At 43.9% G+C, this 19,278-nt stretch carries 17 protein-coding genes; 10 read left to right on the top strand and 7 right to left on the bottom strand.

All coding sequences use genetic code 11. The features are described from left to right. Window positions 1-215 precede the first annotated feature (215 nt). Genes KE626_RS03635 through KE626_RS03625 form a run of 3 tightly spaced genes read right to left on the bottom strand, consistent with a single transcriptional unit; the run spans window position 216 to window position 2,441 of the window. Entirely contained in the window at window positions 216-1,472 is a 1,257-nt protein-coding gene (locus KE626_RS03635) for a replication-associated recombination protein A (protein ID WP_211971506.1), read from the bottom strand. 15 nt (window positions 1,473-1,487) lie between these two features. Beyond that, window positions 1,488-1,919 carry a group III truncated hemoglobin gene (locus KE626_RS03630; protein WP_211971505.1) on the bottom strand — a complete coding sequence of 144 codons (432 nt, stop codon included), beginning with the start codon at window positions 1,917-1,919 and terminating at the stop codon, window positions 1,488-1,490. Window positions 1,920-1,931: 12 nt separating this feature from the next. After that, window positions 1,932-2,441, bottom strand: coding sequence for a hypothetical protein (locus KE626_RS03625; RefSeq protein ID WP_211971504.1), 510 nt, complete (start codon window positions 2,439-2,441; stop codon window positions 1,932-1,934). Between the two features lie 157 nt (window positions 2,442-2,598). On the opposite strand from KE626_RS03625, the gene KE626_RS03620 reads away from it, so the two are divergent. From KE626_RS03620 to KE626_RS03610, 3 genes are all read left to right on the top strand, one after another. Then, complete coding sequence (locus KE626_RS03620) at window positions 2,599-4,659, top strand: M13 family metallopeptidase (protein ID WP_211971503.1); 2,061 nt, start codon at window positions 2,599-2,601, stop codon at window positions 4,657-4,659. Window positions 4,660-4,894: 235 nt separating this feature from the next. Then, the gene (locus tag KE626_RS03615; RefSeq protein ID WP_211971502.1) at window positions 4,895-6,052 is read left to right on the top strand and encodes a M57 family metalloprotease; all 1,158 of its coding nucleotides are present in this window, start codon (window positions 4,895-4,897) and stop codon (window positions 6,050-6,052) included. Between the two features lie 110 nt (window positions 6,053-6,162). Next, window positions 6,163-6,453, top strand: a complete 291-nt coding sequence (locus tag KE626_RS03610) for a YHS domain-containing protein (RefSeq protein ID WP_211971501.1) — start codon at window positions 6,163-6,165, stop codon at window positions 6,451-6,453. A 146-nt stretch (window positions 6,454-6,599) separates the two neighbouring features. On the opposite strand, the gene KE626_RS03605 is transcribed toward KE626_RS03610, so the two are convergent. The 4 genes from KE626_RS03605 to KE626_RS03590 form a co-directional block, all read right to left on the bottom strand. Beyond that, entirely contained in the window at window positions 6,600-8,015 is a 1,416-nt protein-coding gene (locus KE626_RS03605; protein WP_211971500.1) for a hypothetical protein, read from the bottom strand. Between the two features lie 58 nt (window positions 8,016-8,073). Beyond that, window positions 8,074-10,863 carry a TonB-dependent receptor gene (locus KE626_RS03600; protein ID WP_211971499.1) on the bottom strand — a complete coding sequence of 930 codons (2,790 nt, stop codon included), beginning with the start codon at window positions 10,861-10,863 and terminating at the stop codon, window positions 8,074-8,076. Window positions 10,864-11,094: 231 nt separating this feature from the next. Beyond that, window positions 11,095-11,493, bottom strand: coding sequence for a hypothetical protein (locus KE626_RS03595; protein ID WP_211971498.1), 399 nt, complete (start codon window positions 11,491-11,493; stop codon window positions 11,095-11,097). 268 nt (window positions 11,494-11,761) lie between these two features. Then, window positions 11,762-12,592 carry a UDP-2,3-diacylglucosamine diphosphatase gene (locus KE626_RS03590; RefSeq protein WP_211971497.1) on the bottom strand — a complete coding sequence of 277 codons (831 nt, stop codon included), beginning with the start codon at window positions 12,590-12,592 and terminating at the stop codon, window positions 11,762-11,764. Between the two features lie 180 nt (window positions 12,593-12,772). Between KE626_RS03590 and KE626_RS03585 the strand changes: the two genes are divergently transcribed. The 7 genes from KE626_RS03585 to KE626_RS03555 all read left to right on the top strand — a co-directional run bounded on the left by KE626_RS03585 (window position 12,773) and on the right by KE626_RS03555 (window position 19,246). After that, complete coding sequence (locus KE626_RS03585; protein WP_089892063.1) at window positions 12,773-13,423, top strand: DUF47 domain-containing protein; 651 nt, start codon at window positions 12,773-12,775, stop codon at window positions 13,421-13,423. Between the two features lie 41 nt (window positions 13,424-13,464). Beyond that, window positions 13,465-14,469: an inorganic phosphate transporter gene (locus tag KE626_RS03580; protein WP_211971496.1), complete on the top strand. Its 1,005-nt coding sequence runs from the start codon at window positions 13,465-13,467 to the stop codon at window positions 14,467-14,469. A gap of 159 nt (window positions 14,470-14,628) precedes the next feature. Next, window positions 14,629-15,501, top strand: a complete 873-nt coding sequence (gene rfbA, locus KE626_RS03575; protein ID WP_211971495.1) for a glucose-1-phosphate thymidylyltransferase RfbA — start codon at window positions 14,629-14,631, stop codon at window positions 15,499-15,501. A 30-nt stretch (window positions 15,502-15,531) separates the two neighbouring features. Continuing rightward, on the top strand, window positions 15,532-16,560 hold the full coding sequence (galE, locus tag KE626_RS03570) for a UDP-glucose 4-epimerase GalE (protein ID WP_249207229.1): 1,029 nt from the start codon (window positions 15,532-15,534) through the stop codon (window positions 16,558-16,560). A gap of 53 nt (window positions 16,561-16,613) precedes the next feature. After that, a complete protein-coding gene (locus tag KE626_RS03565) occupies window positions 16,614-17,576 on the top strand; it encodes a transketolase family protein (protein ID WP_211971494.1) in 963 nt (320 codons plus the stop codon). Between the two features lie 285 nt (window positions 17,577-17,861). Beyond that, complete coding sequence (locus KE626_RS03560; protein WP_211971493.1) at window positions 17,862-18,422, top strand: RNA polymerase sigma factor; 561 nt, start codon at window positions 17,862-17,864, stop codon at window positions 18,420-18,422. 101 nt (window positions 18,423-18,523) lie between these two features. Then, window positions 18,524-19,246, top strand: coding sequence for a hypothetical protein (locus KE626_RS03555; RefSeq protein WP_211971492.1), 723 nt, complete (start codon window positions 18,524-18,526; stop codon window positions 19,244-19,246). Window positions 19,247-19,278: the final 32 nt, after the last annotated feature.

Here is a 19,278-nt window from a genome sequence, read left to right as displayed (position 1 = left end):
GGGATTTTTTCTTGCCCAGGATTAACGGTGATTATGATGATTTTCAGGATTTTTTCTTGTGATTATAATTTGATTTTAAAAGATTCGGGAAAATCTAAACGAATTTATCCGCTTAGATCTTCCCGAATCTTTTAAAATCAAAAAAGAAAAAATCCTGAAAATCATCATAATCACCGTTAATCCTGGGCAAGAAAAAATCCCCGGCAAGAAAAAAACTAGTAATTATACTTCTCCTTCCAGAGGTTTTTGAGATACTTCCGCAATTCCTCTTCCCGCGGGTTATTCCCCGGTTCGTAGAACTTGGTTCCTTTAATGGCATCAGGCAAAAATTCCTGGTTTACAAAATTATTTTCGTAACTGTGTGCATACGCATAGCCTTCACCATATCCCATCTGCTTCATCATTTTCGTAGGGGCGTTCCTGATATGCATGGGTACCGGCAGATCGCCGGTTTGCGCCACCACCGACTGCGCCGCGCTGATAGCGGCAACGGCTGCATTACTCTTTGCGGATGCTGCCAGGTAGGTTACGCACTGCGACAGGATGATCCTGGATTCCGGGAAACCGATGAGGTTGACTGCCTGGAAGCAGCTGGTAGCCAGCAGCTGGGCATTAGGATTAGCGTTGCCGATGTCTTCCGATGCCAGTATCACCAGCCTGCGCGCAATAAATTTCAGATCTTCGCCGCCATCGATCATCCTTGCCAGGTAATACAATGCCGCATTGGGATCACTGCCCCGGATAGATTTTATAAAGGCGGAAATGATGTCGTAATGCTGCTCTCCGCTTTTATCGTAAATGGCTACACGCTGTTGCGCGATGTCCATTACTTTTTGATCGGTGATCACAATGGGATCTTCCTGCAGCGTGGTTACTACCAGTTCAAACAGGTTAAGCAGTTTGCGGGCATCTCCGCCGGAAATATTAAAAAGGGCAGTCGTTTCTTTGAGTTCAATATGCTTACTGCGTAACCATTCATCACGCTCCATGGCCTGTTGCAGCAATGTCATGAGTTGCTCCTGGCTCAATGGCTTTAACACATATACCTGGCTGCGTGACAATACCGCCGCATTTACTTCAAAGGAAGGATTTTCCGTGGTAGCGCCGATGAGCGTAATAATGCCTTTTTCTACAGCCCCCAAAAGTGCGTCCTGCTGGGATTTATTAAAACGGTGAATTTCATCAATAAACAATACGGCATGCCGCTGTCTTCTTGCCATTTCTATTACTTCCCTTACTTCCTTTACACCGGCAGAGATAGCACTGAGCGTGTAAAAGGGTACCTGTAATGTATGGGCAATGATATTGGCGATAGTAGTTTTGCCCACACCGGGAGGACCCCACAAAATCATGGAAGGGATCATGCCCTGCGCAATCGCTTTTCTTAAAATACTATCCTTGCCGGTAAGATGTTCCTGCCCCACCAGTTCATCCAACGTTACCGGTCTTAACCGCTCCGCTAATGGTTGCATACTACACTTGTGTTTTTATTGGTCATTGCCCGGGTTAACGAGCGGGATACTTTTATCGGTGTCCGGATGATTGATCTGGTTCATTTTAAACGCCATGATTCCCTTGATGGACCGGGCGCGGGTGAGGGCCAGGTTGGCCTTTTCTCCCGTAAAAAGTTCTGTTACTGTGGCTTCAAATAATTGTAGCCAGCGGTCGAAATACGCTGGCTGCAGGGGAACCAGCTTATTCAGCTTGAAGTGCGGTTCCATAGCATTCCGGCCATAGCTGCCACTGTCCAGCAACAAACTTTCCCAGAAATCGTACATAATGGGCAAATGATGCGCCCAGTCTACCTTTGCCACATCACGGAAAATAAAACTGATCAGCTCATCGGCGTTTACCTTATCGTAGAAGCTGTCTACCAGTTGCTTTATATCATCTCTGTTGATAATTTCTCTCTTTTCCATAGCCCCTTTGTTTTATTCCTGTTCTTCATCCTGCCGGTTCTCGTTCTGCCTGCCCTGCCACTGACGCAGGAAGCGGAATGACAGGTTGATATTTACAGTAAACAGGGCTCCCATTAACAGGCATACAAATCCTATTGGTTTCAACATCGTTTGCCTGATGGCCGCCTGCTGCTCTTCGGGCAGTTGCGATACTGCTTCTTTCATCTGCTCCGGTGTTACCAACACCAGCGTTAATCCGCAAAAGATCAGGATCAGGGCAAATATCAGTCCGATGGCACCCATAATACGCATCCCCCCGGGAGTGCTTTCCTTCAGTGGGATCTCCGGTATCAACAGGCTGCGCTGAAGATATAAAGACAAAACGCTATGAATAAAACAGGCTCCTATCGATAAAAGAAAGATCACTGCTCCCAGGTTCATTCCCAGGAAGAGGACACTGGACAATACCATAAAAGTGAAAAATCCGGAAATCATCAACGCAATTGCCGTCGTTACCCTGTACAATTTAAACCTGAAAGTCATCAATATCTTATTTTACGTAACACAAACCTACCTAATTATTTAGAGATTCCCGGAAATGATCCTTCCGGCCGCCACGGCGGAGATTGCCGTTCATAAAAAACCTTTGCCGCAACATGACCCGTTTTCCATAACTTTAAATACTAAACCTGTTTTATATATGAAGAAAACCAATGCGGTAAAACTACCGTTGTTGGCTGCCATGGTTACAATCGCAGCCTGCAATTCAAACAGTTCCTCGCAAAAAACCGAAACAGCAGACTCCACCAAGGTGCCGGCCTTTGCCCTTGCTGACATCGACTCTTCCTACAAAGCCTGTGACGATTTTGACAACTACGTAAATGGAAACTGGAAGAAAAACAATCCTATTCCTTCTACAGAAAGTCGCTGGGGAGCATTTAATATCCTCGACAAAGAAAACAAGGAAGTTCGCCTCAAAGGAATCATTGCTGATATCACCAGCAAAACAGACCTGAAAAAAGGCACCGAAGAACAACAGATCGCCGATTACTATTCCTCCTTCCTGGACACCGCTACCATTGAACAACGCGGCATTACACCATTACAACCTTACCTGGATAAGATTAACGGCATTAAAACACTGGCCGATTGGGCCAGCGTAACCGGCGAACTGCAAAAGATAGGCGTATCCTCCTTCACCGGCTTCGGCGCCGATGCAGATGCAAAAGATAGTAAAATGAACGTACTGTACCAGGGACAGGGCGGACTTACACTGGGTGAAAAAAGCTATTACGAAAGACAGGATTCCGCTACCCAAAACGTACGCAGCGAATTTGTGACGCATGTAGACAAGATGTTTAAACTGGCAGGCTTTCCGGAAGCCAATCCAGGTAAAACGATCCTCGAATTCGAAACCAAACTGGCCAATATCCAGCTGACCAACGTGGAACTGCGCGACCCGGTGAAAACCTATAACAGGTCCGCCTTCGCCGATCTGAAAAAACTGGCGCCGGATTTCGACTGGGATAATTTTGCCGCCAAACAGGACATTAAAGCAGACACCATCGTTATCCAGAACAAGGCCTACCTGAGCAAAGCCGGTAGTCTGCTGAAGGTTATTCCGGTGGATGTACTGAAAACATACAGCAAATGGCAGCTGCTGACCCAGTTTGCCGGTTATTTACCCACTACTTTCGACAACGAAAATTTCCATTTCTTCGGTACGGTTATGACAGGCAAAAAAGCACAGAAAACCCGTGCTGAACGCGCTATCCGCTCTACCGATGCCAAAATGGGCATGCCACTGGGTAAACTGTTCGCTAAAAAATACTTCCCCGAAAGCAGCAAACAGAAAGTATCTGAAATGATCGAAAATGTACGCAAAGTATATGGCGAAAGAATCGACAAACTCACCTGGATGGGCGATTCTACCAAATTGATGGCACACAAAAAACTGTCGTCCTTTACCTATAAAATCGGGTATCCTGATAAATGGAAAGACTATTCCTCTATCAATATTGAAAAAGGTAAACTGCTGGAAAACGTAGTAGCAGCAAGTTTGTACGAGCACAATGAAAATATTAAGAAGATTGGTAAACCAGTAGACAAAAGCGAATGGGGTATGACACCTCAAACCGTAAATGCTTACTACAATCCTTTAAACAACGAAGTTGTATTCCCGGCCGGCATCCTCCAGCCACCTTTCTACAATCCTAATGCTGACGACGCTATTAACTATGGTGGTATCATCGCGGTAATAGGTCACGAATTCACCCATGGGTTCGATGACCAGGGCTCCCAGTTCGATGCAGAAGGCAACCTGAAAAACTGGTGGACAGCGGCTGATCGTCAAAACTTCGACAAGCTGACCAAACGTTATATCGATTACTTCAGTACGCTGGAAGCATTACCAGGCTTCAAAGTAAACGGTGCTTTAACGATCGGTGAAAACGTAGCCGACCTGGGTGGTTTAACCCTGGCTTACCATGCCCTGGTAAAATCTTTCGAAGGTAAAGGCGAACCTAAACCTATCGACGGATTTACCTGGCAGCAACGTTTCTTCCTGGGCTGGGCACAGGTATGGCACGGTAATATCACCGATGCAGCCCTCCGCAACCAGATCCAGACAGATCCGCATTCACCGGCCAGATTCCGTATAAACGGCCCATTGCCCCACCTGGCCGAATTCCAGGCTGCCTGGGGTTGTGCTCCGGGCAACAAAATGGTGCTGCCGGAAGCTGAGCGCGTGGTGATCTGGTAATAAAATCGCAAGCATAAGGAATGAAAAAAGGAGGTTGTCTTTTAAGAAGACAACCTCCTTTTTTCATTCCTTATGCTTATTAATTACTTAATGTAATACCCAACATTAAACCCGTATTTTTGACCTAACCTATATTCTCATTATCGTATTAAAGTGTTAACCGGTTGGCCCGACTGATGGGAAAATGGTACTGTACTTAGTTACCTGTATTTTATTCCTAAAACAATAATCATTTATGAAAATGCTCAAATTAACCAGTCTGGTTATCATTATTTCATGTATCTTTTTTTCCTGTAAAAAAAGTGAACCCATTAAGTCTCCTGAAGGGCAAACCGCTGCCTCCAAAGCCCTCCTCGAAAAACTTATTGAATATGGTTTTAAAAAGGATCGCATACAGGACCTGGGAAAATACTATGTAGTTGGAGATCTGCTCTTCAACAAAGAATTAACAGACATGAAGAAGCTGGAAGCATATTACAGCAAAAAGAATGTTCAAACTGAACAAACTGCAACTTACAACCTTATCAGTGGGGCCAGAGCTGATAATATCAAATTTAGTGTGGCTCACGTGAGTGACTTTTACTGGCAACAGGCCATTTATGCTGCTTTTACAAGTTGGGCTGGTGTACATAACTCTAAAATCAATTTCCACGATGTTATCAGTGTTGATAAAGAAAATTACGCGGACATTATTTTCAAAAGCGACGAAGGAAGTTTACCCTCCAATGTTATTGCTGCAGCAGAATTTCCTACAACAAACGGCGCCCCAGGCTTTCAGGTGCTGATCAACTATGATTTTAACAGCGGTAATATATCAAATGAATCCAAGCGCTATAACATGGCACATGAAATAGGCCACTGTCTGGGTCTCCGGCATACCAACTGGCAGAGCATGGGAGAACCAGTAAATCCTTATGGTGCCAATCAAATACCAGGCACACCTTCTTCTGATATTAATTCCGTAATGAATGGTGGAACTGCCCTATTTTCATGGAATGGCTTTTCACAATATGATACTATCGCCGTAAACTATCTTTATCCGTTTGGGACCTACGACAAATGGATCACGGCTCCGGGAACAAAATATACTTATACAAATTATGTTACACTATATAATGACAACGATCTGCTCGAGGTTCGCTGGGATAAAAACCTTGTATCTACCACCACTGTAACCATAGAGTTTTATCAGTATGGCGTAAAAAAAGGCAACTTTGCAACCTCAGTACCTAATACTGGCAGTTATGCACGCAACAGGGTTTTCATGCGAAATACTTTCCATTCAGGGTCTTCCTACAATTACGAAAATATTTGCCAGATTAAAATCATTGCCGATTCAAGTCCCTCTGTTACAGATATTACCAGTTCGTTCACAATTTTCTATAACGACTAACAAACACCTTATCTCAACTATAAAAAGGAGCCTGTTTTTTTAAAAAACAGGCTCCTTTTTCATTTCCATATTCAAACGTACCTTTGGCCTGAATAAAATTATTAAACGATATGAAATATCTTATTCTGTTTTGTAGCGCATTATTCCTCTTTGCCTGTGCTCAGCAAAATAAACCAGCGGAAAATAACACGATGCCGGCTACTCCGGAAGCCACTACCGCCGGGAAACCCGCTGTAGATGCCAATGGAAAACTGCCGGACCCCGTTTGCGAAATGCCTTATGATACGGCGTATAAAGAGTGGGCTGTTTATAAAGGAGATACCGTGCATTTCTGCTCCACCACGTGTAAAGGCGTATTTGAAAAAGCACCGGAAAAGTATATGGCTAAACTGGGTAAGTAAAACTAAACGCCAGGAACAGGAAAGGCTGCGCTGATAGTGCTGCCTTTCTCATATCCGGCAAAATACAGAAGCTAAGCAGACATTAAAAAACCGCCCGGGTAAAAAACCGGGCGGTATAGCTACAGTTTATGAAATTTTAATAAATACTATTTGTTTGCAAACTTTGTCCAGCCTTTAAACCAGCTGTCGCCTGATGCCGCTGCACCCACATAAGTGGTTACGGTAAATGCACCACCACCCAGTTTTGCACTGCTAAAGTCGGCACCGGCCAACAATGGAGAACCAGCAGCTGGTGCTGGATCAAAAGAGGTATATCCTGTATTGGTCAGTTTTACATCTGCATTTCCTACAAGTGTTTTATTAGCAAATGCTGCGGTATTAAACCAGTTTACAGAATTAAAGGCTGCAGTACCCGGTGCCACTAATACAGGGCAACCAGCAACTGTGTTATTCTTATATTCCAGTGAATTAGCGGTAGCATTCGTTTCCGAAGGTGCACCGTCGATGAATAACCCTACAGGCCAGCCTACAAATACAGAATTGAAGATAGAGATAGAGCTGTTTCTTCTGATATGAGCACCTCTTTTGTAAGGGGCAGCAGTAGCTTCAGGAGCAGCATTTGCATATGGGCCAACAAGCGTCATATTGCTGAATACTGCAGCAGTCTGTGGCGTTTTAGTAGTACCCTGTGCATCGTTATCTGATTCAAAACTGTTAGACGCACCGTTTACTGCAAAGTCAGCAATTGCTGCATCGCGTAAAGACAGACCAAACTGGATCTTTCCAGAGAAGCCATTGTCAGTATCAAAATCGTCATCTGTTCCACGGTAAGCAATCAGGTGCTTACAATTAACGCTACCTCCGAACCACTCATAAGAGTCGTCTCCGGAATAACTTACCTGGATGTAATCCATAGTAGTACCTGAACCAACGCTACCGAAAGTAAGACCGTTAATTTCATCATCGGTCACAAATGCAATACCCGGATATTCAATTCGTACATACTTCATAATTCCGGAATTATCATCGGATTTTGTTCCGCCGTGCAAGCCATATCCGGTAGCAGTTGTATTCACTCCACCTTCAATTGACATCAAACCAGCAACGCCGTTTAATGCACCATTATTCTGCGCATTTCCCAACAGGATGACGCCACCCCAGTCGCCACTGTTAGGTGTAGCCTGGCTGGAAGTAAACACAATAGGAGCGGCTGCAGTTCCCTGAGCATCTATCTTACCATTTCTTGTAATGATCAATGCGCTTTTGGGTTGCTTAGAACCTTTGATAGTTACACCTGGCTCTATCTTAATAGTAGCACCATTCAATACAAAAACAAAATCACTCAATAAATAAGTCTTACCTGTTTTTAAAACTGTATTGGTGGTTATTTGTTTTGGCAGCGTTTCTGGCGATTCTTTGAATTCACTGTTATTCGAAGTCCTTTCAATAGTAGCCTTCGTCATATCAACTTGCTGTACCGGAGGCGTTTCAGGATCATTGTCTTTGCTGCAGGAACTAATGATAACAGCTAAAAACATTACAGGGAACAGAATTTTTTTCATGTCAGATGGATTGTAATTAATGCAGTTTTAAAATCTATTTTTCCTAATATTACTCGTATCAAAATTTATAGGATACTGAAAGGTTCACATTCGTACCCGCTTTGGTGCCTATTCTCAGGTAGTCTGATGCTTTATCGTACTTTCCATTGTCGTTACTATCCTGGTAAAAATTGGCGGATTGATTCAGTATATCGCTAACAGTCAGCTTAATTTCTCCTTTGCGGAAAATCTTTTGTGCCACCATGAAGTCGAGCAGCGAACGCGGTGCTTCGTATACGTCGGGTTCAGTATCATTTCCAACAATAAACACTCTTCTGCCAATACGATTAAATAAGATATTTGCGGTAGTTCCCGTTGATTCTTTCTCATATTGCAAACCAACATTTATAACATAAGGTGATTGACCTTGCATAGGACGGGCTTTCAACAATTTGTCTTTCTCGAATGAAACTTGATTATAGATATAAGCCACATTCGAAAACACCGTGAATGACTGTAATATTCCAGGGTTATTCTTACTAAGGAAATCAAGGTTCTTTCTTATTTCCACCTCTACGCCGGCGCTATTGGCCTTGGGTGCGTTCAGATAGGTGAGTCCCACTGATCCTGCGCCACTATTATAAAACCTTTCAATCGGAGCGTCAAAATTTTTATAAAAGCCAGCAATCGTCAACACCTCACCTGAGCAGGGATATAGCTCATAGCGCAAATCAAGGTTAGTAACTTTACTCCTTCTTAGATTTGAGTTGCCTGACTCCGTAGCCAACAGTTCGAAATTATAGAAAGCAAAAGGAGCCTGCTCGCGAAACTCAGGTCTTATTACGGTTTGAGATGCACTGAACCTAAGATTGGTTTTTGTATTCAATAAATAGGTAAGGTTCAACGATGGCAATACATCTGTTACACTTGTTTTATTATTTTGTGGCCCATCCTCTACGTACTTAATAGATTGATTGAACTGTTCTATACGTACTCCCCAAACCAACCGCCATTTTTCTCTAATGGTATTATCAAGCTGCAAATAACCTGCATTCAATAAAGCGCTTGCCTGGTATGCATCCGGCCCGTTTGTAATTTCGTCCATACGCAATAAACGTTCTGTGAAATTTTCCGGTGCAAATAATTTATCAGGACTTAACCGGACTAACTTACCGGCCGCCGGATCACTCGGGTCAAACAGGGTATATCCCAGCGCACGCGGGGAAAAATCCCTTTCCTTACGTTGAATAAGGTATCCCAGTTTTATCTGCTGTTGAGCCCCGCCTATTTTCACAAAACGACTCAGGTCAACATTTCCTCCACAAATATTATCGTTCAGTTTGGAATAGAAACGTCCCGATCCGGTAAGCGTTGCAGATCCACCGGATGATATATTGGCGTAATAATCATTTTTACCTGCAGCACTATTATATCCCAATCTGCGTAAATCGGGCACTTCCTGGTTCATATTAGTATAGCTGCCGTTCCACCTGATTTTCACTTTTGCCTTCTCCCAAAAATGTTCTCCTACCAGTTGTGAAGTATAAATACGGTTACTGTTAAAGCCCAGTTCATAAGCGCGGACATCTGCATCAGAAGGGATGTTGTTGCCGGTTCTTACTGTTGTAGAGATAGTAGAATTAATACTGTATAAATTCTTTAAACTTATTTTGTTCTTGCCAAACTGATAAGATAAGTTAGCAAGTCCGCCCCACAGTACATTCTGGGTAGATTTTTTATCGTAATAGTTATAAATCCTGGACCCATCATTATCGAAGTCTGTACGATAGGTATCAAAATTCCGGTTATTACGGTTATAGCTCAGCGACAACACTGCTCCAAAACGTTTTCCTTCCTTGCCTTTGTTAATCCCTCCTGCAAGTTGAAAATTGGAATTAAGGGGAGCGCTTTTGGTGTTAACAGACCAGATATTGGGGAATGATCTGGATACTGCTATTTTCTCTGCAGCAGTTAAATCATTATAACGCTCCTTTGAAGGATATCCTACCGGCAACCCCCTGGTTCCATCATCTACACCCAACCAGTCTTTATTTCCTCCTTTATAAGTGTAAAAATCCTTTCCAACAGACATTGTATTAAAACCGGTACCAGCTAATACGGTCAGGAAATTTTCCGAAGGAATATCTTTTGTATTTACCTGTACCAGGCCACCTGCAAATTCAGCAGGCAATTCAGGCACTGCTGCTTTATTGATAACGATGTTTTCAACAATATTGGAAGGAAAAAGATCGAACGAAAATGTTTTCCTGTCAGGCTCTGTACTGGACAACAAAGCACCGTTCACCGTTGCCTGGTTGTAACGGTCGGCCAGTCCTCTTACCACCAGGTATTTACCCTCCTGCAAAGAAGCGCCGGAAACCCTTTTCAGTACTTCCCCGGTATTTCTGTCCGGCGATTTCCGGATGGCTTCCGCCGATACCACCTGGGCAACTGTATTGGTATTTTTTTGAAGCGTAAGCAGGGAATTGATCGTTTCCTGTTTGGCGGTGCCGGAAATAACTACTTCTTTCAGGCTCTTGGAGCTGCGTTCCTCCATTACAATATCAAGATAGGTAGGTTTGCCTGCAGTTACTATGACTTCTGAAACAGACTTAGTCTGATAACCCATAAATTTAAATTCCAGGGTATAGGTACCTGGTTGTATCGTCAGGTTATATCTGCCTTCCACATCTGTAACAGCACCTTTGCCAGTGCCCGTTACCACTACAGTTAAACCAATCAGGGGCTCGCCTGTTTTCTTATCGGTTATCTTACCGGTAATTTTAGAAGGATCTGCGGCAAAGGTGGTGTTGGCAAAAAAACAACACGCTAACAGTGTCAGTAACAGTACGGAATAGGTTTGCTTCACAATAAAATTTTAAGAAGATTTTAAGCTGGATTTAAGCCAGTTTTAATTTCGTGAGCAAAAGTATCCGCGCAACATTACCGCAGCGTTAAGAGGGCATTACCAGAATGTTAATTGATAAATGTTTTGAGAGTGGGGCTAACGGGAATAACTACACGAAAAGAAGGAATACAGCATCAGGTTAAAAAACAAAGCGGGAAACATACAGCCCGGAGCATTACTGAAAAACGATTATTACCACAAATTCTGTTGCGGCGACTGTCGGTTATTATTCATCAGCATATCCAGTGAAATATCGAGCTGATAATTACGCTCTTCCTTTTTATCGGTTGCGCCCGCAATCTGGAACAGGTGCTGGCTCTTATTCATGAAAGGCTTGTTGTCCTTGTTACATAATTCCAGCGAAAAATTAAACCGCTCTTCTACCTCTTCCTCAAATTCCCTCAAGCTGAGCGTTTCATCGATCGGAAATTCTATGAGCACCTCCTCTTCAAATCCAGCCTCCTTTAATGTATCAAAAGCATTGGCAAGTGAACTACGGATATATACCGCCACGTTACAAAAAAGCAAACGCTGGATCTGCATCTGCAATAAGGAGATGGTCATCAGAGGATGTAACTTCAATACTTTCATCTAGCTGTTTTTCTGCTTTTTAAATGTACACTATCGTCACACTTAATTATTTCTCTGGCAAACTTAACAGTCTACCTTTAATTTAATATTAAGCGCTTGTTATGATTTTGTGAAAATAATATTTAAATTTAAATATATAATAAAATATCAGATATAACTTTTCAGCTGTTGATACCGGGGAAGTTGCGGCAAAAACGACACTTAAAGGGTTAACTGCTACTAAGATTAGTCACTAACTGCTAAAAGCTAATAGCTAATAGCCGGATCATCAGCTGCCCGGAAAGGTAATGATCCGGGTAGCATCCCAGTCAGCAGCGGCATCATCATCATCTTCTGCCAATACAATTTTTGCCTTTGTAACGGGGTGCTGGTACAGGGTCCATTGCTGGTTTATATATTCGAGAGAAGTGAGACTTTCTACCCAATCACCTGAATTCAGGTAAGTCACCGTTTTATCGCCCACCTGCATTTCTTTGATCAGGGGCTGGTGGATATGCCCGCAGCACACTACATCAAAGTCCTTATCCGCTGCTATTTCGGCGACCGTTTGCTCAAAATCCGAAATAAATTTAACGGCCGATTTTACGCCCTGCTTCACTTTTTTGGAAAACGACATCTTTTCCCTTCCCAGGCTTTCCAATACATTATTTACCAGCCTGTTCAGGATAATCAGCAGGTCGTACCCTTTCCCACCCAGTTTGGCCAGCCATTTTGAGTTTTTCATGGTCACATCATATACGTCGCCATGAAAAAACCAGTGCTTTTTCCCATCCAGGTCCAGCACAAGCTTATTATCGATCACGAAATTACTCAGCTCAAAACCGGCATATTTGCGCAAGGCCTCATCATGATTGCCGGTGAGGTAGTATACCTCTGTTCCTTTCCCGATCATCTTCAATATCTTCCTGATAACCTTGGTATGGGCTTTTGGGAAATAGCGTTTGCTAAATTGCCAGATATCAATAATATCCCCGTTCAGTACCAGTATCCGCGGGTCAATGCTGTCGAGATACTGGATCAGTTCTTTAGCGTGACACCCGTAGATTCCCAGATGTACATCGGAGATTACGGCAATATCTAATGGGCGTTTTTCTGACATCAATAGGTGGTATGTACAGCTTGTAGGCAGCCTGTTTATGAGTATAATTTTCTATACAAAGGAAAAATCGCTATATTACTTTTATATTAATCCAGTGTTAAGGAATTATTAATTCGCGTTTTTCGCTGGTAGGGATAGATCGAGAAAGCTAATTTTGCGGCAAATTATAAACTCAAACGTATGGGAGGCTTCAATTCTTTTGTTAAACTATTCATGCCGAAAGACCGGGTATTTTATTCTTTGTTTGAAGACGTGGCTTCCAATCTGGTAGAAATGGCAACCGTGCTCAATGAGCTGGTAGCTACTACTGATCTGGCCGTGAGAAAAGATAAAGTGCACCTGATAGAACGCCTGGAACACAAGAACGACGACTACACACACCGCATATTTGTTGAACTCGGACAAAACTTTATCACTCCGTTCGATCGTGAAGATATCCACTACCTGGCCGCTACACTGGACGATGTGGCAGACTATATCCACGGTTCCGCCAAGAGAATGGACCTCTACAAGGTTCACTACATCAACGACAGCATCCGGAAACTCGCAGAACTGATCCACCTGGGCGTATTGGAACTCGCCAAAGCCATCCCCGAACTGCGCAACATGCAAAATATGCGCGTCATTACAGACGCCTGTGTAAAAATCAACAGCCTGGAAAACCATGCTGATGATATCTACGATATGGCCATCGCCGACTTGTTCGATACTGAGCAAAATGCGGCAGAACTGATTAAAATGCGTGAAATCTACCAGGCCCTGGAAATCGCTACCGACAAATGCGAGGACTGCGCCAATGTAATAGAAACCATTATTATCAAGTACTCCTGATAAGGGGATTACAGTTCTGAACGCATAATTCTCCCTAAGTCATGACTTTATTAGTAATAATTATCATACTGGCCTTCATTTTTGACTATATCAACGGTTTTCATGATGCTGCCAACTCTATCGCCACAATTGTGTCGACCAAGGTGCTGACACCTTTTCAGGCAGTACTTTGGGCCGCAGTTTTCAACTTTGCGGCTTTTTTTATCGCCAAATATATAATCGGTGAGTTCAAAGTGGCCAATTCCGTTGCCAGCTCAGTGTTTGAACAATTCATTACCCTCAAGGTAATCCTTTGCGGACTGGTGGCAGCCATTACCTGGAACCTCTTTACCTGGTGGCTTGGTATTCCTTCCAGTTCCTCCCATACACTGATCGGTGGCTTCATTGGCGCCGCAGTAACTGCTTCCGGCGGCAATATCGAGGTAATCAATTATCATAAAGTATTACCTACCGTATATTTCATCGTACTGGCGCCGCTTATCGGTATGGCTGTGGCCTTTATTATTACCCTGATCATCGTAAACATCTGCCGCAAGGCAAATCCGTATCGTGCCGAGAGCTGGTTTAAACGCCTGCAGCTGGCTTCTTCCGCTGCCCTCAGCCTTGGACACGGTAGTAATGATGCCCAGAAAGTAATGGGGATCATTTCCGCAGCCATGGTATCTGCCGGTTATATCACCAATATCAAGGCGATGCCGGACTGGGTACCGCTTGCCTGCTTTACCTGTATTGCATTGGGTACTATGAGCGGTGGCTGGAAAATCGTTAAAACGATGGGAACCCGCATCACCAAAGTAACCCCATTGGAAGGGGTAGCCGCGGAAACCTCCGGCGCTATTACCCTCTTCCTGACAGAACACCTGGGTATCCCAGCCAGTACTACCCACGTGATCACCGGTGCTATCATGGGGGTAGGCGCTACCAAAAGATTGTCCGCCGTTCGTTGGGGTGTTACCGTTTCCCTGCTTTGGGCCTGGGTGTTGACCATCCCCATCAGCGGACTGCTGGCTGCTCTCACCTATTTTATCGTTAATCTGTTTATTTAACAGATGATCATATCAATATTCAAAAAGCCCTCCGGTACTTACGGAGGGCTTTTTTGTAAAAAAAAAGCCCTCCATTTGAAAGAGAGCCGCTATTTTTGTGCGGTTTTCTGATAATTTAGAAAGCCATCAATGAGTAACCATCAAAAATTGAGCTTATAAATGAAAGGAATTATCCTGGCCGGCGGTTCCGGCACCCGGTTGCACCCCATTACGTTTGCCATCAGCAAACAGATAATGCCGGTGTATGATAAACCAATGATCTATTACCCGCTCTCTACTTTAATGCTGGCAGGTATTAAGGATATCCTGATCATTTCAACACCCCATGATCTGCCCGCTTTTCAACGCCTTTTTGGAGATGGCCAACAACTGGGACTAAAGCTCAGCTACGCAGAACAACCCAATCCTAACGGACTGGCACAGGCCTTTGTTATAGGTGAAAAATTTATTGGTAATGATAGTGTAGCCCTGGTTTTGGGAGATAACATCTTCTACGGTGCCGGTCTTGGCACCCAGCTATCGCACAATGCCAGCCCCGACGGCGGTATCGTATATGCTTACCAGGTATCCGATCCCGAAAGATACGGCGTGGTTGAATTCGGAGACGATATGAAAGTATTATCGATCGAAGAAAAACCAACCCAACCCAAGTCAAACTATGCAGTACCCGGCCTCTATTTCTACGACAACGATGTAGTGGAAATTGCCAAACAACTGCAACCAAGCCCCCGGGGCGAATACGAAATCACAGACGTAAACAAAGAATATTTACAGCGCGGAAAATTAAAAGTTTCTATCTTACCCCGCGGTACCGCCTGGCTGGATACCGGTACCTTTGATTCACTCATGCAAGCCTCACAGTTTGTACAGGTAATCGAACAAAGACAGGGAATAAAAATTGCCTGTATCGAGGAAATTGCCTACCGTAAAGGATTTATCGACGCCGGCCAACTGAAAGAACTGGCTAAACCCTTGCTGAAAAGCGGCTACGGCACATACCTCGAAACAGTACTGAAACAAAAAATGTTCTGAAATAACAAATAAACGTAAATCTGAAATATCATGAAGGTTCTTGTTACGGGTGGGTGTGGCTATATCGGCGCACATACTATTGTAGATCTGATCAATAATGGATTTGATGTAGTGTCTGTAGACAGTAATATCAGGAGCAGCACCCAATTATTAGATGGTATAGAAAAAATTACCGGGAAAAAGGTACGCAATTACAAAGTTGACCTTTGTAACCTGGAAGATACCAATGCAGTATTTCATGAAAACAGGGATATTGTTGGGGTCATCCATTTTGCTGCGCTGAAAGCAGTGGGAGAATCAGTAACAGAGCCCCTGATGTATTTTCAGAACAACCTCACGTCCCTTATTAACGTGCTGAAATGCGTAAAAGAGTATAATGTTCCCAACCTGGTGTTCTCTTCCTCCTGCTCTGTTTACGGTAACACGAAAGCCTTGCCCGTAGTGGAAGAAACTCCGCTCGGCGAAGCCCAATCTCCTTATGCCCGCACCAAACAAATCGGTGAACAGATCATAGAAGACTATAGCCGCGTAAATGATACCCAGTCCATCCTCCTGCGTTATTTCAACCCAGTAGGCGCGCATCCTTCTGCGCTCATCGGTGAACTGCCACTCGGCAAACCAGACAACCTGGTACCGGTAATCACCCAAACAGCCATCGGGAAAATTCCTAAAATGACTGTGTTTGGTACTGATTACGATACCCGCGACGGATCCTGCGTACGCGACTACATCCATGTAATGGATATCGCCAATGCTCATACCAAAGCATTACAATACCTCATTGAACACCGCAACCAAAGCAACTGCGAAGTGTTCAACCTGGGCACCGGCAATGGCGTAACAGTACTGGAAGCCATCAAAGCCTTTGAGAAAATATCCGGTATTAAACTGAACTATACCACCGGCCCACGCAGGGAAGGTGATGTGATCTCTATTTACGCCAACAATTCCAAGGCAAAAGAAAAGCTGCACTGGTCACCGGAAATTGGTATTGAAGACAGTATGCGCACCGCATGGCAATGGGAAGTAAGTCTGCGCAATAAAGTCCTGAGTAACTAGGATCTCCGTTTTTTAATGTTTACTTTTACGCTTCAATTTTTAAAAAGACCACAATGGTAAAAGATATTCAACCACTAAATGAAAAAGAAACCCGCGGTGGGTTTGGTGAAGGCATACTGGAAGTGGGCCGCAAAAACCCCAACGTAGTTGCCCTGACAGCAGATTTGCTCGGTTCCATGAAACTGAACGCTTTTATTAAGGAATTTCCCGATCGTTTTGTACAGGTGGGTATTGCAGAAGCTAACATGATAGGTATCGCCGCCGGCTTAACCATTGGCGGTAAAATCCCTTACACAACTACTTTTGCCAACTTCTCTACCGGTAGGGTATATGACCAGATCCGTCAGTCAGTAGCCTACTCCAACAAAAACGTAAAAATATGCGCTTCCCACGCAGGTCTTACCCTGGGTGAAGATGGCGCAACCCACCAGATCCTGGAAGACATCGGCATGATGAAAATGCTGCCCGGAATGACTGTCATCGTACCATGCGATTTCAATCAAACCAAAGCTGCTACCATCGCTATCGCTGATTACGAAGGCCCGGTGTACCTGCGTTTCGGTCGTCCGAAATGGCCTAATTTTACCCCGGAAGACCAAAAGTTTGAAGTAGGTAAAGCACAGATCCTTCACGAAGGAACAGACATTACCCTGTTCGCCTGCGGCCACCTGGTATGGATCGCCATCGAAGCCGGCAAAATCCTGGAAGAAAAAGGATACAGTGTTGAAATCATCAACATCCACACCATTAAGCCATTGGACGAAGCAGCCGTGATCGCTTCCCTGAAGAAAACCGGCTGTGCTGTAACCGCTGAAGAACATAACGTACTGGGTGGCCTGGGCGATAGCATTGCACAGGTAGCCTCCCGCCATATTCCCGTTCCAATCGAATATGTAGGTACCAACGACACTTTCGGCGAAAGTGGTAAGCCACTGGACCTGCTGAAAAAATATGGCCTCGATGCGGATCATATCGTTGCTGCAGCCGAAAAAGCTATGGCAAGGAAAAAGAAATAAAGCGATTTTTATCTCACCCAGGATTAATCTGATTTTAACGATTAGCCTGATGATATATTTTTAATTTAGGAGATTAGCGAAGATGGAAGCGAATAACGCCAACATCCTCGCTAATTTTTTTTTATCTCCCCAAATCAGAAAAGTAAAAATCAAAATAATCCCAATAATCAGGCTAATCCTGGATAAGACAACATCCGCGTTAAACTTTCCCGGAAACTAATCGTCTCATGAGTGGGTTTTTATTTATATTCATCTAACTAAAACCTGTCAAGAACCATTTAACCTATGGCCGTTTCACAGGACGATAAAACATTACTGGCATTATACCGCATTCCTGATACAAAGGAGAAAGGGTTTACCCTGATCATCCAGAAGTACCAGGAAAGGCTTTACTGGCACATTCGCAGGATGGTAATGGATCATGATGATGCCAACGATGTATTGCAAAACGTATTCATAAAAGTGTGGAAAAACCTGGAAAATTTCCGGGAAGACGCACAATTGTATACGTGGCTGTACAAAATAGCCACCAACGAAAGCCTGACTTTCCTCGAACAGCAGAAACGCAAAACATCCGTTTCCCTGTCGGAAGTGGAAACCGGTTTAAGCAATAAACTCAGGGCAGACCCTCAGTTTGATCCGAATAAACTGGAATGGAAACTGCAAAGAGCCATCCTCAGTTTACCCGATAAACAAAGAATCGTTTTTAACCTGCGGTATTATGATGAAATGCCTTACGAAGAAATGAGCAAGGTGCTCGAAACCTCAGAAGGCGCACTAAAAGCCTCTTACCATCATGCAGTCAAAAAAATAGAAGAATACATCCGAAAGGGCACCGACATATAATTTTACAAATATCTATTTTAACTAATTTTTAAAGAAATTTAGCAAAAGATTAAAATCGCATTAAACTATTAAATCCCTTTGCTGTCTAAAAAACAGTAGTTATGAACAAGCAGACCACCATAGCGGAAGAATTAATGCAGATAGCGCCAGGCATCAACTGGCCGGCCGAAGCACCCTTTACGGTGCCGGCAGGCTACTTTGAGCAACTGCCGGCCGCCATCCTGCTGCAGATTCAGTTGGATAAACTCCGCTCCGGCACCCCTGCTGTTCAGCAAAATTTCGACGTCCCTGCCGGCTATTTTGACACGCTGCCCCAAACCATCCTGCAGCGGATCAAAACGGAAGATATCAACCCTGTACAAACAGAACTGGCGTCTATTTCCCCTTTCCTGGCTGCTATACCCAAACAAGCCACGTTAACGGTTCCAGACGGCTATTTCGAATCCCTGCAGGTAAATCACCTGCTCCCCGCGCCACCACTAAAGGTGGTACACCGGAACAAGGTAAGTACCTGGCTGAAATGGACAGTTGCCGCCTGTCTCACTGCCTTCATCGGCAGCAATGCCGTGCTGTTCATCACCAATAGTAACAACCATAACAAAACAATCATAGAAAAACAACTGGAAGACCTTAACGACCAGGATATCGTTGAATACCTTCAAACCCACACGGATCCTTTTGATAATGATGCTATTTTTGCATCCTCTGCTGTGGAAACCACGCCGGTGCAGAACCAGCTCAAAGAAGCAGTGCCGTTGGATGCCATCGAAAAATACCTGCAACAGACTGATTTCTCTAAGGAAGCGTTACCCGATAAGAAATAATGATGAAACGTTTTAGCTTTATATGGATCGCA

Source organism: Chitinophaga hostae (genome assembly GCF_018224885.1).
GTDB lineage: Bacteria > Bacteroidota > Bacteroidia > Chitinophagales > Chitinophagaceae > Chitinophaga > Chitinophaga hostae.
Note: the sequence above shows the minus strand (reverse complement) of the source record. Positions and strands in the feature narration are given on the sequence as shown.